We start from the raw sequence: 15692 nt of genomic DNA, 5'->3' as shown, positions 1-15692 counted from the left end.
GCAGGGTGCCGACGTAGCGTCCGTCGGGATTCCAGACATCGATCACGCCGACCGCTCCTTCCCAGGGGTCGCCTTCGCGTCGGCGCTGCACCCAAAGCCCTCCCTCCCATGTGGCCCTGAGGGAGACGACGACGGGTATCTCGTGGTTGAACCGCATGCCCTCTATGCTGGCGCGCATCTCCGCGACCATGTCCGCCATCAACTCCGGCGGCGCCTGGTCCGGCCCCTGCGGGTTGGCGGGGTCGCCGTAGAGGCGCTCGTGGGTTGCCAAGGCCGAATCCCGAACGGTCGCCTCGACCTCGGTGGTCACCGGCTCGGGACTGATGGGTCTTGCGATGGTGCCGATGGGTGCACCGTCGCCCGCAGATCGAATAGCCGGCGGAATCGGAATAGGCCACCGACCCGTCGGGCAGGACGTCGAAGAGCAGACCCGGGTCGAACCTTTTAGGCTCGTCCGTGGCACCGGACGCTTCCTCACCGGGCGCCGGTGCCCGCACCTCGCCGGCCTTGACGATGGGCTCGGCGGTGGTGCCCACAGGTCCCAGGGTCAACCGCTCCAGACCGCGCGGACCGATGGTCGGGTTGGGCGATTCAAACCGTCGAAACATCTCTTGAACCGGGTTGCTCATGCCGCGCGCCACCAGCGCGACGGCATCAGGATTCGGCCTGGCACCGCTCCGGAACGCCATCATTCCATAAGCCGCGACTCGGCCCGCCGACATGTTCACCTGACGGTCGAAGGAGCCATCGGGAGCGAACACGACATAGGTGCCGCTTCCCCGGTCCGCTACGGCCACCGTACCGTCCCTCCAAACGTAGATGTCGTCGGGGCCGCTGAACTCCCCGGGGCCCTCGCCTCTCCGTCCTAGGGTCCGGACGAATTCGCCATCGCGGTCCAGAACGGCGACGACCGGGGCATCAGGGTTCAGGACGAACAGGTTGCCGTCGCCGTCGAACCCCAGGCTCGGAGGTGTCCCAAACTGAGCCCAATAGGGCGGGTCCATGTTACCCACCCTGAACACGTCGACGAACTCCGCTGTCAGGGGACGTTCGGTGTCCAAGGTGTCATCCGGCACGTCGGAGCAGGCACCCGCCGCAATGGTCAACGCGAGGGTCCGCAGGGCTATTCGTCCGCTCATGGGGTTCTCCTTGTCGACGTGATGGGTCTCACCATCCTAAGATCGCGCCTCGGAGCTGCCGGAGTCCAGCCCTTCCAGGACGCCCCCCACGATCGTGGCGAGCCGGTCGTGGAAGACATCCGCGAGCGCCAGCACCTCGGCGTGGTCGAGGGCTCCCTTACCCAATCCGGCCGCGCGGTTGGTGATCGCCGAGAAGCCCAGACAGCGCACGTCCCTCGCTCTCGCCACCGAGACCTCGGGAACCGTGGACATGCCTACCGCGTCCGCTCCCAACAGGCCGAGCATCCGGATCTCCGCAGGAGTCTCGAAGGAGGGTCCGTGAACCGCAGCGTATATCCCCTGGTGCAATTCGATCCCCGCCGCCTCGGCCGTAGCCAGCGCGAGCTTCCTCATCCCGGCGTCGTAGACGACGGTCATGTCGGTGAAGCGGCTCTCGCCGGGCAGCGGTGCGCCGATGAGCGGGTTTGTCCCCATCAGATTGATGTGATCGGTGATCAGCATGATTTCGCCGGGGTCGAGCGCTTCGGTTATCCCTCCCGCCGCGTTGGTGACCACCAGCGCCTCGATTCCGATCTCGGCAAGGGTCCGCACCGGTGCCGCGACCGCCGTGCGCGGATGACCCTCGTAGATGTGGCAGCGTCCCGCCTGAAGAACCACGGGAACGCCCGCGAGCCGACCGGCGACGAACTCCCCGGCGTGCCCGACGACTCCGGTATCGGCGAAGCCGGGCAGTTGCGAGAACGGAACCGCGCGTCTGTCCTCCAGCGCCTCGACGAGCCCCCCGAGACCCGAACCCAGTACGACCGCCACCTTGGGGCGGAAGCCGAAGGCGTCATGGAGGACGGCGGCCGCTTCGACTGCGGTTTTCGCCGGGACGTCCGTGATGTCCTTCATCGGCATCGCACCGGTGCGCTGCCCGCGAACGACGCGGAGGCTGCTGGAAAAACGGACCGCCGGTTCACAGGAGTATGCCCGCGATCGTGGCCGTAAGGAAGGCCGCGATCGTGCCGCCGACCATGGCTCTGACCCCGAGCTTGGCCAGATCGCCGCGGCGTTCGGGCGCGATATCGCCTATGCCGCCGAGCTGGATGGCGATCGAGGCGAAGTTGGCGAAGCCGGAGAGGGCGTAGGTGGCGATCACGATCGAGCGCGGATGGAGGTTCGCGCCCTCGCCCAGAGCGCCGGCGAACTGGACGTAGGCTACGAACTCGTTGATAACCGTCTTGATGCCGAGGAGTCCTCCCACCTCCTGTGCGTCCTGCCAAGGAACGCCCATCAGCCAGGCGAGCGGGGCGAGGAACCAGGCGAGGACCCGCTGAAGGCTCAGGTCTTCCAGCCCCACCAGCCCTCCGGCCCATCCCACAATGCCGTTCACGAGCGCGATGAGGGCGACGAAGGCTATGAGCATCGCTCCCACGGTCAGGGCGAGACGCATGCCTTCGCTCGCGCCGCGGGCGGCGGCGTCGATCACGTTGACGTCCGTCCTTTCCACGCCGATGGGAGAGGTCCCGGCGGTCACGGGCTCGCCGTCTTCCGGATACATCAGCTTCGCCACCACGAGCGCGGCCGGAGCCGACATCACCGAAGCCGCGAGCAAGTGCCCGCCGACATCGGGGAAGTAGACGAACAGCATTCCGACATAGGCGGCGAGCACGCCTCCGGCGACGGTCGCGAAGCCCCCCGTCATCACCGACATGAGCTCCGAGTTGGTCATCCTGCCGACGAACGGCTTGACCGTGAGCGGGGCCTCCACTTGCCCGATGAAGATGTTGGCGGTCGCCGACATGGTCTCGGCCCCGGACGTGCCCATCGTGCGTTGCATCACGAAGGCCACGCCTCGGACGAACACCTGCATGATCCCGATGTGGTAGAGCATGGTGACCAGCGACGAAAAGAAGACGATCGTCGGCAGAACGTCGAATGCGAGCTGGGCGCCCACCTGCGCGACCTGCCCGGGGATCTCGGTGAAGCCGCCGTTTCCCACCGTCCCGGATCCCACCGGGATGGTCTGATTGACCAGGTTTCCGAAGAGGAAGGAGGAGCCTTCGCGGGTGTAGCCCAGGAGCTGCACGACGACGTCGTTGAGGAGACCGAAGACCTGTTCTCCGGGGCCGGTCCGCAGGATGAGGAAGGCGAACATGAGCTGGAGAGCCAGGCCCCAGACCACCACCCTCCACATGACCTTGCGCCGGTTGACGCTCGCCAGCCAAGCGATCGCGAGCAGGACCGCCATTCCCAGGAGTCCGCGCGCCCGTTCCAGAAAGCTGGCCCCCGTCCCCTCTCGCGGAACGCGGATCTGCGCGGACGACCCGTTTTCGACGGCCTCCGCTAAGGCCGCACCGGTTTCGACGGAACCTGTCGCCTCGCCGCCGTGAGCTCGGATGGCCCCCGCGCCGATCAGGAGCAGGCACAGCATCCAGAGTCCGACGCTGAACGAACGGGTTCGGGTCACAAGGGCGGGCTTGGAGGAGGAGGATCATGTGCTGGTGCGAGGCCGCTGTCGGCGACCTTCACGTCCCGGAAGCAAGGACACACTCGCTTGAGGAACGTAATCGGCAATCTAACCTCTCCCGACTGGCTTGGTACCTTGGGGGGACGACCGACGCCGGAGGCGCCGGAATCCGGCGGGCGAGTCTCGCCTGAGGTCACCCTCTCTGCCACTCTGGCAGTTCCACGCCCTCCTGCGCCGGTACGAATCTTGCCCATCGCACGCACGGACAGCCGGCACCATCCCGGTACGGCGTTTCATCTTCGGGAGTAGCGGACATTGGGCAAGACAATCGGAATCGACCTGGGAACGACCAACTCGGTGGTAGCCGTCATGGAAGGCGGTGAGCCCGTGGTGATTCCCAACTCGGAGGGCGGACGCACCACGCCGTCGGTGGTGGCCTTCACCAAGGACGGAGAACGGCTGGTGGGCCAGGTGGCGCGCCGCCAGGCCATCACGAATCCTGAAAACACGGTCTTCTCCATCAAGCGTTTCATGGGCAGGTTGAGGCACGAGGTCAAGGAGGAGGAGACGCTCGTCCCTTACGAAGTCGTCGGCGACGCCAAGGGGCGGGTTCGGGTGAAGATCCCCAACGCCGACGGCAAGGCGCACACGCCGTCGGAGATCAGCGCCATGATCCTCCAGAAGATGAAGAGCACGGCGGAGGACTACCTCGGCACCTCGGTCACGGAAGCGGTGATCACCGTCCCGGCCTACTTCAACGACTCGCAGCGCCAGGCCACCAAGGACGCGGGCAGGATCGCGGGCCTCGACGTCAAGCGCATCATCAACGAGCCGACAGCTGCCGCCCTCGCGTACGGACTCGACAAGAAGGCCGACGAGAAGATCGCGGTCTTCGATCTCGGGGGCGGAACCTACGACATCTCCATCCTGGAGCTCGGCGACGGGGTCTTCGAGGTCAAGTCGACCAACGGCGACACCCACTTGGGCGGTGACGACTTCGATCAGCGCGTCATCTCCTGGCTTGTCAAGGAGTTCAAGCGTGACCAGGGCATCGATCTTTCGAAGGATCCCATGGCGCTCCAGCGACTGAAGGAGGCGGCGGAGAAGGCGAAGATGGAGCTCTCCAGCACCATGAGCACCGACGTCAACCTGCCTTTCATCACCGCCACCGCCGACGGTCCCAAGCACCTCAACTACTCGCTGACCCGCGCCCGCTTCGAACAGTTGGTGGAAGATCTGGTCAAGCGTACCGTCAAGCCAATGGAAGCGGCCCTCCAGGACGCGGGGCTCGAGACCTCCGAGATCGACGAGGTCATTCTGGTCGGCGGATCCACTCGCATCCCGAAGATTCAGGAGGTCGTGCGCGACTTCTTCGGCAAGGAGCCCAACCGGGGTGTGAATCCGGACGAAGTCGTGGCCGTGGGCGCCGCGATCCAGGGCGGCGTGCTCGCGGGCGAGGTCACCGACGTGCTTCTGCTCGACGTGACTCCGCTCTCGCTCGGAATCGAGACGCTCGGGCGGGTCATGACGCCTCTCATCGAGCGCAACACGACCATCCCGACCAAGAAGGCCGAGGTTTTCTCCACGGCGGAAGACAATCAGACCACGGTGGAGATCCACGTGCTCCAGGGCGAGCGCAAGATGGCGATCGACAACCGGACCATCGGCAAGTTCCAGCTCGCGGGCATTCCCCCGGCTCCGCGCTCCGTTCCGCAGATCGAGGTCACCTTCGACATCGACGCGAACGGCATCCTTAGCGTGTCGGCTCAGGACAAGGCCACCGGCAAGGAGCAGAAGATCCGCATCGAGGCTTCCAGCGGACTTTCCGACGCCGAGATCGAGCGCATGGTCAAGGACGCCGAGAAGCACGCGCAGGAGGACAAGGAGCGCAAGGACGCCGTGGAGGCGCGCAACCGCCTCGACGGACTCGTGTACCAGGTCGAGAAGGATCTGGGCGAGTGGGGCGACAAGGTGTCCGAGGAGAGCCGCGCTCGGGTGGACGACGCCCTCGAAGGCGCCCGCGCCGCACTCAAGAGCGAAGCCACTTCCACGCTGGCCGAGGCCTTCGACACTCTCATGGAGGCATATGCCGGCGTCGGACAGGAGATGCACCAGGCCCAGACCGCGGAGGCGGCTTCCTCCGAGGAGGAGGCGCCCGAGGAGGACTCGGAGCCGGATGACGGGAGTGCGGCCGGTGACGACGATGTCGTGGATGCCGATTACGAGATCGTCGAAGACGACCGTCGCTAGGCGACCGCTTGGCCACGGACCCGGCGAGCCGCGTCAGACAACCGAATACGCGCCACCGGCGTCCAAGCAAGGGTGGAATCGTCCAGCTGAGGGACGGTCCGGCCCAGCGCCGCCTTGGGCTGTCTCACGGCTAGAACCCTCCTGCGACCGAATCACGTTCACCTAAGGAAGACCGGATGACCAACTACGACCCCCTGCGAGCCAAGGCCCGCTTTGCCGTACTCGCCACATTTGGAAGCTTCATGGGACTCGCGCTGGCGGGCGTCGTCGGCTGGACCACTATCGAATCGCCGTCGATGCCAGTCATAGACGAGACCCCGGCGGTCGCGGCGGCCTCGGTGCAGCCTGCCGTCGACCTCAGCGACGCCTTCACGAATCTCGCCGACGCCGTCACCCCGAGCGTCGTTCGGATCGAGGCGTTGCGCCGGAACGAGCAGCCCGATCTGCCGGAGCGATGGCTCCGACAGTTCGGCGGCCCCACCGACCCGCAGGGCCTGCCCGAGGTCAGCCTTTCGGTGGGCAGCGGCTTCATAGTTTCCCCCGACGGCTACATTCTCACCAACACCCATGTGGTCGATGACGCCCGGGACGTCACGGTTCAGTTCGCCGACAAGCGTTCCCTGCCGGCGCGGGTCATAGGGGTCGATCCCTTCACCGACGTCGCCGTGGTCAAGGTCGAACCCGATGCGCCTCTTCCCTCCATGTCGCTCGGGGATTCCGACGACGTCAGGGTGGGGGAGTGGGTTCTGGCGGTAGGCAATCCGGGGGTCGGCCGGACGCCGCAGCTCGACTTTACCGTCACCGCAGGGATCATATCGGCCCGAGGAAGGCCGCTCCAGCTTCTCCAACAGGACCTGAGCAACGATCCGCGCTTCGGGGACAACGCGTCCAGGTTCCAGGCGTCTCGCTGGGCGATCGAGGATTTTCTCCAGACCGACGCCGTCATTAACCCCGGCAACTCGGGCGGCCCGATGATCAACCTCAAGGGCCAGGCCATCGGCATCAACACGGCGATCCTGTCGACGACCGGGGCCTTCCAAGGCTACGGCTTCGCGGTACCGATCAATATCGCGCGCAGCGTCATGGAAGACATCGTAGAGTTCGGCACGGTGCGTAGACCGCGCATTGGCGTGGAAATCCAGACGGTGACCGCGAACGACGCCGACGTCTACGGCCTGCCGAGCGTAGCGGGCGTTCTCATCCAGGCGGTCGATCCCACCGGTCCGTCCGCTTCGGTGCTTCAGCCCGAAGACGTGATCGTCGCGCTGAACGGCGAAGAGATGGGTTATTCCGGCGAGTTGCAGGGAGCGATGGCCGAGTACGGCCCCGGCGACGTGGTCGCACTCACGGTCTACCGCGCCGGCGCCCCGGTCGACGTCCGGGTCAAGCTGGATGAGGCGCCCTTCAACGAGGTCCCCGAGGTTGTGGACGAGATCGAGATTCACGGCGTGGAGAGGCTCGGCATTCGGGTAGCATATCTCAGCGAAGCGGAGGCCCGGGGAGGGAACTACCCGTCGGGCGGAGTCTACCTCGCCGGGGTGGATCGCGGCAGCGAGGCGGCTCGCAGCGGTGTCGGTCGCTACGCAGGCGCCAAGCTCGTTCAGGTCGGCGACCGCGAGATCGGTACCGAGCGCGATCTGAGCGACGCCTTGGCCGCGGTCGGGCGGGGCGAAGCCGTCACCCTCCGCTTCCAGATCTCCACCGACGGTCAGACCCGGGTCGTGAACGTGCGCATGCCCGGCTAGCATCCCGTGGACAACGCCGCCCACGGCAACCCGAAGCTGAATCCGCGCCGCGCGCGTCGCTTCGCCGCTTTCGGTGCTCGTGCGAGTATCGCCACAGACTGCTAGGCCCGACCCTGGAAGGATGCCTGCGGCCACGTTCCTTCCGGCGGTCCGAGGAGCCCTTCTCCTCGGGCTGCTGGGCCTCGCGCTTCAGTCGGGTTGCACGGCGGGAGCGGGCGTGACCGGCAACGGTCTTCCGACCCCGGATCCGCTGCCCGCTCCGGGTCTGGGCACTCTCACCCAGCGAGACATATCGGTCGGCATCGCGAGCGGCGGCGTTCGTCTTCTCATAACCCCGCTTACCGAGAGCATGACTAGGACGGCGGCGCCCGACACCTACCGCAGGCTTTCCGGGATGGCCGCGGCTCACCGAACCCGGGCCGCTCCCGGCGCCGTGCTCATGCTGGTCTCGGTCTTCTCCGACGAGGGAGGCGACTTCTTCCCGGACGAGATCGGCGTATTCTCGAAGGGCGTTCGCTTTAGACCCGTGCGGATCCTGCCGGTGACCCCGGGATGGAGCACGAGAAGGATGGAGCCTCGGGAGACCGAGATGGCGGTGCTGACCTTCGCGCCCGGCCTCGATCTGGAAGAATCGCTGACCTTCGTCTATCGCGGCGAGCGCGACAACAGTTGGGCCTTGACCCTGCAACGGATCGAAGCGGAGCGAGTTCGGATCAGAGTGAGAGGGCCGCCACAGCCTCGAGAAGCTCGCTCCGCCCCTCCCCGGTCCGCGACGAAAAGCAGATCACCTGCTCCTCGTCAATGCTGAGCCGAGAGCAGACTCTTTCGGTCAGGTAGCGGCGCCGGGCGCCCCGTAGTTTGTCGACCTTGGTAAGCGCGACCACCGTCGGCACGCCGACATCCGCCAGCAGCTCCAGCCGGCTCTCGTCCGCCTCCGTCGGATCATGTCTGGAGTCGATCAGTTGAACCACCGCCGCCGGACCGCCCGAGGCGAGATACCAGGTCACCATCCGCATCCAGGAGTCGCGCACTTCGTCCGGAACCTCGGCGTAGCCGTAACCCGGCAGGTCGACCAGGAAGAATGCCCCGTTGACTTCGAAGAAGTTCAGGGCCCGGGTCTTGCCCGGCCTGGCCGAGACGCGGGCCTCCCGCTTGCGGGTTCTTCCCAACAGGGTGTTGATGAGCGACGACTTGCCGACGTTTGAACGTCCCGAGAGCGCGATCTGGGGCAGGGTTCCGGGGAAGGGCGCACCCGGCTGAACCAGGGATCCGGCGAAGTCGACCGAGCGGATGATCACCGCGCGAGATCCACGACGGCTCGCAAGCTCACGCCTCCTTCTTCGAGACCTCCGGGCGGAGCACGAGCAGCGGCGGTGCCTTCTTGTTCACGCACTCCGGGGTGATGACGACTTCGAGCACGTCGTCCCGGGAAGGGATCGAGAACATGATGTCGCGCATGATGTCCTCGATGATGGCCCGCAGAGCTCTGGCGCCGGTCTTCCACCGCGAGGCGCGTCGGGCGATCGCCTTGACCGCCTCGGCGTCGAAGGTCAGGCCGACTCCGTCCATCCCCATGAGCGTCTGATACTGCTTGACGAGGGCGTTCCTCGGCTCCACCAGGATGCGGGCCAGCGCCTCTTCGTCGAGCTCCTCGAGGAAGACCGTTACCGGCAGACGACCGACCAGCTCCGGGATCAGGCCGAAGCGCTGGAGGTCGTCGGGTTCGAGATACGCGAGCGGATTGTCATTCCGGTCCTCCTCCTCCGACTCGGAATCGGTCGGGCGCAGATGCTCGACGCTGCCGTCGAGGTCGTGAATCTCGGCCCCTTCGCTCTCGGACCGGCAGGGGTCCGAAGATCGTCCGGAGGCTGACCGGCCGTTCGTCTCCGCGGCGTCCCCGTCGCTCGACGTCCGCTTCCCGAAACCGATGTTCCGATGGCCCAGCCGACGCTCGATCACCTCGTCGATGCCGTCGAAGGCACCGCCGCAGATGAAGAGGATATTGGTTGTGTCCACCTGGATGTACTCCTGCTGGGGATGTTTGCGACCGCCCTGCGGAGGCACGCTGGCCACGGTTCCTTCCAGGATCTTGAGAAGCGCCTGCTGCACGCCCTCGCCCGATACGTCCCGCGTGATGGACGGGTTCTCCGACTTGCGAGCGATCTTGTCGATCTCATCGATGTAGACGATACCCTTCTCGCACTCGTTGACGTTGAAGTTGGCGGACTGGAGAAGTCTGACCAGGATGTTCTCGACATCCTCGCCGACGTAGCCGGCCTCGGTGAGCGTGGTGGCGTCGGCGATGGTGAACGGCACCCGGAGAAAGCGCGCCAGCGTCTGCGCCACAAGCGTCTTGCCGACTCCCGAGGGACCGACGAGCAGGATGTTGGAACCGTCGAGCTCGATCTCCTCTTCAGGTTGATCGCGCCAGACCCGCTTGTAGTGGTTGTAGACCGCTACCGCGACCGCCGTCTTGGCTTCGCCCTGACCGATGACGAAGTTGTCGAGCTCGCGTTTGATCTCTTCCGGCGTCGGGGTGGGTTCGGGATCGACGGCCTTGCGCTCGGCGTCTTCCGCCAGGATCTCGTTGCAAAGCGAGACGCACTCGTTGCAGATGTAGACGCTCGGGCCGGAAATGAACTTCTTGACCGCCTTTTGGGTCTTGCCGCAAAAGCTGCAGCGCAGGGAGGGATCTGATGGGGGCATTGGATTAGGTCTTCGGGTTGTCGCCGCGTACGGAGCCTGGGCGGGAAGGTCCTTCCAGCACTTCGTCGATGAGTCCGTAGGAGACGGCCTCTTCCGGGCTGAGGTAGCGGTCCCGGTCGGCATCGTCCCGGATCCGTTCGACGGACTGCCCGGTGTGCTTTGAGAGAATCCGGTTCAAGCGCGCACGGACGTGGAGGATCTCCTGGGCGGCGATCTCCATGTCGGCTGCGGTGCCGCGCGTACCCCCCGAGGGCTGATGGATCATGATCCTCGAGTTGGGAAGCGCGTGCCTGTTGCCGGGTTCGCCCGCAGCGAGCAGGACGGCGCCCATGGAAGCGGCCATGCCGATGCAGTAGGTCGAGATGGGAGCCCGAAGATGCTGCATGGTGTCGTATACCGCCAGCCCGGCGTAGACATCCCCGCCAGGCGAGTTGATGTACATGAAAATCTCGCGCTCGGGGTCCTCGGCCTCGAGGAAGAGGAGCTGGGCCACGATGACGTTGGCCACGTTGTCGTTGACCCCGCTTCCCAGAAACACGATGCGGTCTAGCAGAAGGCGGCTGAAGATGTCGTAGGTTCTTTCGCCGCGACTCGTGCGTTCAATGACATACGGTGTGTAGATCGTCATTTTCTCAGTAGGTTCTCAGTGTCACGAGATCAGACCGGAGTCCGGTCGTTTCTCGATGATTTCCGATCGCTCGCGGATGTGCTCGAGGACATTCCGCTCCCGGAGCTGGTTCCTCAGGTATTCGAGCCCCCCGGCGTTGCGGGCGGCCTCGAAGGCCTCGGCCCGGTCCCTGCCCTCGGCATCGGCGGTATCGTTCACGATCGACCTCACCTCGACCTCGTCGGCATCCAGTCCCTCGGTGTCGACCAGCGCGTCGAAGAGCAGTCCGCGGCGGGCCTCGAACTCGGCGGCGGGTCGAAGGGTCTCGATCAGTTCAGCAGCTTTTTCTTCGCTCTCCGGGACGATGCGGGCCAGCATCTGCCTGAGGATTCGAACCACGACCGACCTGGGAGGATCTACCGGATTGGCGTCGACAAACGCCCTCTCCAGTGCTCTTTGCACCTGTTCGGACGCGAACCTTTCGGCTTCCTTCTCCATCTCCGCCCGAACGTTATTTCTGAACTGCTCGACATCGGCGAACCCCATCGAAGCGTGGAGCTCGAGACCTTCCGAGGTATCCTCGGCCTCCTCGAGTTTCGCCTGCAAGCGGTCCATGTACTTGTCAACATTCTCGTCCGTGACCTGCGGGACTGCGCGCTCCACGACGAATCCTCCCGAGCGACCCACGGTGACCTCGGGTTTGAGGTCGAACTCCAGTACGAAGGTCAGCGCCTCGTCTCCCTCCTCGAATTCGCGCGCCCGGGCATTGGTAATGGGGATGAGGTCGTGCTCCGCGACCGTGACGGCGAACGCCTGCTCGGCCACGGCCTCACGGGCCTCATCTCTCGCGGCTTCGCCGAAACGGGACTTCACGACAGCCTCCGGGGCGCGCCCCTTTCTGAATCCCTTGAGCCGAGCCTTGCCGGCCAGCCGCCGCAGGGCCTTCCGTTCCGCAGCTTCCACCACATCGTTCGGAACGCCGACCCTCACGGAACAACCCCAGTCGGGCAACCTGGTGATGTCGATCGAAAGCTGGGATGCCTCTAAGATGAATGCCTCCTTGGGGTCTCCAGCTACCTTCCGGTTCAGCTCGTCCGCCGCCCGACAGGTCGCCGCCTCCCGACCCCGACGTTCCAGAAGCGTCGCTCACGTTGCGAGGAGCCGCAGGCGCGGTGGGTTGTGTGCACCGAAGTGCGAAAGGGGGGACTCGAACCCCCACGGCCAAAGGCCACGGGATCCTAAATCCCGCGCGTCTACCAATTCCGCCACTCTCGCGGCAAGAGGAAATATAATGTCGGCCGGGGCCTTCCGAAGAAGCAGCGACCGGATGACGCCTCGACCGGTGCCCGTCTGGGAGCCATCAGGAAAGCTCGTATTTCGAGATCTTCCGATATAGGGTTCGCTCGCCGATGCCCAGGATCTTGGCGGCCTCCCTGCGATTCCCTCCGGTGGCGTCGAGGGTGGCCCGGATGGCCTCGCGCTCCAGTTCCGTCATGGTCATGCCGGGCCGGAATAGGGAGGAGTCTGCGGAGGAGGGCTCGTCCTCGACCGAAACACCCTCGACCGGAACCTCTTCGACCGAACCCTTCCCCGGCGTCTTGCTCGGGGAATGCGTCCCGGAGTCCGGCCGAGCCTCGGTCTCGTCGAGGTCGACGACTTCCACCAATTCGCCTTCCGGCACGGCCGAACCTGATGCGATGCGCCCCACCACCGGAGCGGACGGTTTCCATCCCGAGCTCTTGAAGAGTTCGAATTCGCCTCTAAGCTCGTCAAGGTCGGTGCGGAGCTCCATGAGTGAGCGAAGTATGACTGCGAGTTCGGGGCCGGACCTCCCGCTGTCCCGTCGTTCGCCGGGGGGACCGGCAGGCACGAGAGCCACGCCCCCGCCCAGCGTGCCGCCACGCCTGACTTCGTAGGGCAGATCGTCCGGCAACACCGGCCGCGCGGGGGATCGGGGGGCGAGAATGACCATCGACTCGACCAGGTTGCGAAGCTCGCGGACGTTCCCCGGCCAGGAGTGCGCCATGAGCGTCTCCATGGTCTCGGGCGGGATCTCGGGCGGAGAGAGTCCGTGACGCTCGCTCGACTCGGCCACGAAAGCCGCCACTAGCTCCGGGACGTCGGCGCGTCGCTCCCGCAGGGGAGGGAGCCGGATGGAGAGTACGTTGAGCCGGTAGTACAGGTCTCGCCGGAAATCGCCCTTGACCACAACCTCCGGCAGATCCCGGTTCGTCGCCGCGACGATCCGCACGTCCACGTTGACCGTCTCTTCACCCCCGACCCGGTGGAATTCCCGCTGCTCCAGCACGCGCAGAAGATTCGTCTGGGTCGCAGACGGCATCTCGCCTATCTCGTCGAGAAAGATCGTCCCCGAATCCGCCAGCTCGAAGAGCCCTTTGCGCCGGTCGACCGCCCCGGTGAAGGCCCCCTTCTCGTGGCCGAAGAGCTCGGATTCGAGGAGCGAGTCGGAGAGAGCTCCCACGTTGACCGCTATGAAGGGTTTCACCCGACGAGCCGAGAGGCGGTGAATCCCCCTGGCGAAGAGCTCCTTGCCGGTTCCCGATTCCCCGGTAATCAGAACGGTCGCCTCGACAGGTCCGAAGTGCACCACCTGCTCGAGCGCCTCGCGCATGGCTTCGGTACTGCCGATGATCCCGGTCTCCTCCTGCAATCTGAGCATCTTCATGCGTCGAACGCCGATGTGCGCGATGTCGGCGTCGGCGGCATCGGCCGTAAAGGACTCGTCGACGCGGTCGCCGTCGGTCCGGTCCCATGGGCCGGACGACCGTCCCGCGTCGGCCGAACGACCTGGCGTGCCCTTCCTACCGGAGGCGACAGCGAATACCGGCACCGAGAGCTCGAGATGAGCCTGCTCGCCGAGACGACCCGGCAGAGCTCCACCGGTGACCACGAGAAGCCCGGCGTCGGCTTCGCGGGAGAGCTCCTCGTCGGGAGTTACCATCTCGACCCGAATGCCGAGCTCGGCGAAGGCGTCCTTGAGCGAACGGGCACGAACGAGGTCGTGGGTGGAGACCAGTACCCGACGGCCGCTCACGGGGCGATTTCGTGAGGAGCGAGCGGATCGGCGAGCAGAGCGACCGCGTGCTCCAGAACGGATTCCAGCGCGGCTATACCGTCACGGACGCCGGAGGGCGATCCCGGCAGGTTTACGATCAGAGCGCTGCCCCTGGTCCCGGCCAGCCCGCGGGAAAGGGCCGCGAGCGGAGTCTTCCGCAGTCCGTAGCTGCGCATGGCCTCCGCCAGCCCCGGCGCTTCGCGTTCGATTACCGCTCCGGTCGCTTCCGGCGTTACGTCACGTCTGGCAAGCCCGGTGCCACCGGTGGTGAGAATGAGATCGACCTGCCCCGCGTCGGACCACGAGACGAGCGTTCGCGCGACCCTTCCCTGATCGTCGGACACGACGGCTCTTTCGGTCACGGAGTAGCCGCGGCTTGCGCACCAGTCCTCGATCCACGCGCCGCTGCGGTCCGTGCGTCGTCCTTCGGCGCATCCGTCGCTGACGGTCAGGATGCCAACGCGCATGATGGTTACCTCTTGATCGAGCCCTCTGTATAGAACGGAGGGCGTTTCACGGTAGCGTCGATGAACCGCCCGCGGAGGTTCACCCGAACGGGACTGCCGACCTTGGCATGGTCCGCGGCAACGTACCCCATCGCGATCCCGTAGCCCAGAATGGGGGAGACCGTGCCGCTGGTGAGGACACCGATCGTTTCGTCCGCATCAGGAGCCGCGACCTCGTAGCCCGGCCGGGGGAAACCCCTGCCTTCGAGCTTGATCCCGACCAGCTTGCGACGGACACCGGCAGCCTTCTGCCCGACCAGCGCGTCCCTGCCTACGAATGCGCCCTTGTCGAACTTGGTTATCCACCCGAGTCCGCTTTCCAGGGCCGTGTGCTCTTCGTCCAGGTCGTTGCCGTAGAGCGCGTAGCCCACCTCCAGCCGAAGCGAGTCCCGGGCTCCCAGGCCGGCGGGTATGAGCCCGGCCTCCGCTCCGGCTTCGAGGAGCGTGTCCCAGAGAGCGGGAGCGTCCGCGGCGTCCACATATAGTTCGAATCCGTCCTCGCCGGTGTAGCCCGTCGCGCTGATGATCGCATCCGCGCCCGCCACCGCACCGTCGGCGAAACGGTAATATCCGATTTCGTCCACTTCGACGCTCGCCAGCGGGGCGAGGATGGACCGAGCCCTTGGTCCCTGCAAGGCGATAAGCGCCACATGGTCCGAGAAGTCCTCCACCGACACGTCGCCGCGGGCGTGCGACCTGATCCAGGCGAGGTTCTTCTCGCGGTTGGACGCGTTCACGACGAGCATGTAACGATCGGGGAAGCGGTAGACCAGCAGGTCGTCGATGATCGTGCCCGCCTCGGTACACATGGCGGAGTACTGGGCCTGGCCCACGGCGATGCGAGAGGCGTCGTTGACGGTTACTCGCTGGATGAGTTCCAGGGCGTCGCCGCCCCGAATCTCGAACTCGCCCATGTGGGAGACGTCGAAAATGCCGGCGGCCGTACGCACCGCCCGGTGTTCGGCGGTGATGCCGCTCGGATACTGGACCGGCATGACGAAACCCGCGAAAGGCACCATCTTGCCGTTCAGCGCGAGGTGGCGGTTGTGGAGCGGGGTCCGGAGTTGGGTCTGGGTCAAGAGATTAGCTCCAGGAGGATGGCTTTCTGGACGTGCAGTCGGTTTTCGGCTGCCCTGAATACCCGGGAAGCGGGTCCGTCGATCACGCGGGCGTCCACTTCCTCGCCTCGATGTGCCGGGAGGCAGTGGAGA

Annotated in this window: 14 protein-coding genes and 1 tRNA gene; 3 read left to right on the top strand and 12 right to left on the bottom strand. The window is 65.7% G+C overall.

The annotated features are described in order from the left end of the window. From J4G12_09950 to J4G12_09940, 3 genes are all read right to left on the bottom strand, one after another. Positions 1-310: hypothetical protein (locus tag J4G12_09950; GenBank protein MCE2456114.1), on the bottom strand; the 310-nt coding region annotated here is incomplete at its 3' end. Positions 311-1175: 865 nt separating this feature from the next. Next, on the bottom strand, positions 1176-2033 hold the full coding sequence (locus tag J4G12_09945; GenBank protein ID MCE2456113.1) for a purine-nucleoside phosphorylase: 858 nt from the start codon (positions 2031-2033) through the stop codon (positions 1176-1178). Between the two features lie 64 nt (positions 2034-2097). Further along, positions 2098-3372, bottom strand: a complete 1275-nt coding sequence (locus J4G12_09940; protein ID MCE2456112.1) for a NupC/NupG family nucleoside CNT transporter — start codon at positions 3370-3372, stop codon at positions 2098-2100. 534 nt (positions 3373-3906) lie between these two features. Between J4G12_09940 and dnaK the strand changes: the two genes are divergently transcribed. From dnaK to J4G12_09925, 3 genes are all read left to right on the top strand, one after another. Further along, on the top strand, positions 3907-5841 hold the full coding sequence (dnaK, locus tag J4G12_09935; protein MCE2456111.1) for a molecular chaperone DnaK: 1935 nt from the start codon (positions 3907-3909) through the stop codon (positions 5839-5841). A 176-nt stretch (positions 5842-6017) separates the two neighbouring features. Then, on the top strand, positions 6018-7586 hold the full coding sequence (locus J4G12_09930; GenBank protein ID MCE2456110.1) for a trypsin-like peptidase domain-containing protein: 1569 nt from the start codon (positions 6018-6020) through the stop codon (positions 7584-7586). A gap of 121 nt (positions 7587-7707) precedes the next feature. Continuing rightward, entirely contained in the window at positions 7708-8394 is a 687-nt protein-coding gene (locus J4G12_09925; GenBank protein ID MCE2456109.1) for a hypothetical protein, read from the top strand. Here the strand turns inward: J4G12_09925 and ysxC are convergent. The 9 genes from ysxC to J4G12_09880 form a co-directional block, all read right to left on the bottom strand. Next, the gene (gene ysxC / locus J4G12_09920; protein MCE2456108.1) at positions 8300-8884 is read right to left on the bottom strand and encodes a ribosome biogenesis GTP-binding protein YsxC; all 585 of its coding nucleotides are present in this window, start codon (positions 8882-8884) and stop codon (positions 8300-8302) included. The genes J4G12_09925 and ysxC overlap by 95 nt on opposite strands. Positions 8885-8912: 28 nt before the next feature. Further along, the gene (gene clpX, locus J4G12_09915; GenBank protein MCE2456107.1) at positions 8913-10292 is read right to left on the bottom strand and encodes an ATP-dependent Clp protease ATP-binding subunit ClpX; all 1380 of its coding nucleotides are present in this window, start codon (positions 10290-10292) and stop codon (positions 8913-8915) included. A 4-nt stretch (positions 10293-10296) separates the two neighbouring features. After that, positions 10297-10920 carry an ATP-dependent Clp protease proteolytic subunit gene (locus tag J4G12_09910; protein ID MCE2456106.1) on the bottom strand — a complete coding sequence of 208 codons (624 nt, stop codon included), beginning with the start codon at positions 10918-10920 and terminating at the stop codon, positions 10297-10299. A 21-nt stretch (positions 10921-10941) separates the two neighbouring features. Continuing rightward, on the bottom strand, positions 10942-11889 hold the full coding sequence (locus tag J4G12_09905) for a hypothetical protein (protein MCE2456105.1): 948 nt from the start codon (positions 11887-11889) through the stop codon (positions 10942-10944). Between the two features lie 202 nt (positions 11890-12091). Beyond that, positions 12092-12174: transfer RNA gene (locus tag J4G12_09900), tRNA-Leu, on the bottom strand. An 85-nt stretch (positions 12175-12259) separates the two neighbouring features. Next, positions 12260-13954 carry a sigma-54-dependent Fis family transcriptional regulator gene (locus tag J4G12_09895; protein MCE2456104.1) on the bottom strand — a complete coding sequence of 565 codons (1695 nt, stop codon included), beginning with the start codon at positions 13952-13954 and terminating at the stop codon, positions 12260-12262. Continuing rightward, positions 13951-14442, bottom strand: a complete 492-nt coding sequence (locus J4G12_09890) for a MogA/MoaB family molybdenum cofactor biosynthesis protein (protein ID MCE2456103.1) — start codon at positions 14440-14442, stop codon at positions 13951-13953. The genes J4G12_09895 and J4G12_09890 overlap by 4 nt, the downstream gene beginning before the upstream one ends. A gap of 5 nt (positions 14443-14447) precedes the next feature. Next, entirely contained in the window at positions 14448-15560 is a 1113-nt protein-coding gene (gene gcvT, locus J4G12_09885; GenBank protein ID MCE2456102.1) for a glycine cleavage system aminomethyltransferase GcvT, read from the bottom strand. Beyond that, positions 15557-15692 (bottom strand): ornithine carbamoyltransferase (locus tag J4G12_09880; GenBank protein MCE2456101.1); only part of this gene is annotated, 136 nt, incomplete at its 5' end. The genes J4G12_09880 and gcvT, both read right to left, overlap by 4 nt.

Source organism: Gemmatimonadota bacterium (genome assembly GCA_021295815.1).
Taxonomy (GTDB): Bacteria; Gemmatimonadota; Gemmatimonadetes; order Longimicrobiales; family Gaopeijiaceae; genus JAGWBQ01.
The sequence above is the reverse complement of the archived record's forward strand: the minus strand, read 5'-3'. Positions and strand labels throughout refer to the sequence as shown.

Coding starts and splice junctions, on each gene's coding strand:
- J4G12_09890 (MCE2456103.1), bottom strand. CDS start 14,442: ATGCGCGTTGGCATCCTGACCGTCAGCGACGGATGCGCCGAAGGACGA.
- J4G12_09925 (MCE2456109.1), top strand. CDS start 7,708: ATGCCTGCGGCCACGTTCCTTCCGGCGGTCCGAGGAGCCCTTCTCCTC.
- J4G12_09910 (MCE2456106.1), bottom strand. CDS start 10,920: ATGACGATCTACACACCGTATGTCATTGAACGCACGAGTCGCGGCGAA.
- J4G12_09940 (MCE2456112.1), bottom strand. CDS start 3,372: ATGGCGGTCCTGCTCGCGATCGCTTGGCTGGCGAGCGTCAACCGGCGC.
- clpX (MCE2456107.1), bottom strand. CDS start 10,292: ATGCCCCCATCAGATCCCTCCCTGCGCTGCAGCTTTTGCGGCAAGACC.
- J4G12_09945 (MCE2456113.1), bottom strand. CDS start 2,033: ATGAAGGACATCACGGACGTCCCGGCGAAAACCGCAGTCGAAGCGGCC.
- J4G12_09930 (MCE2456110.1), top strand. CDS start 6,018: ATGACCAACTACGACCCCCTGCGAGCCAAGGCCCGCTTTGCCGTACTC.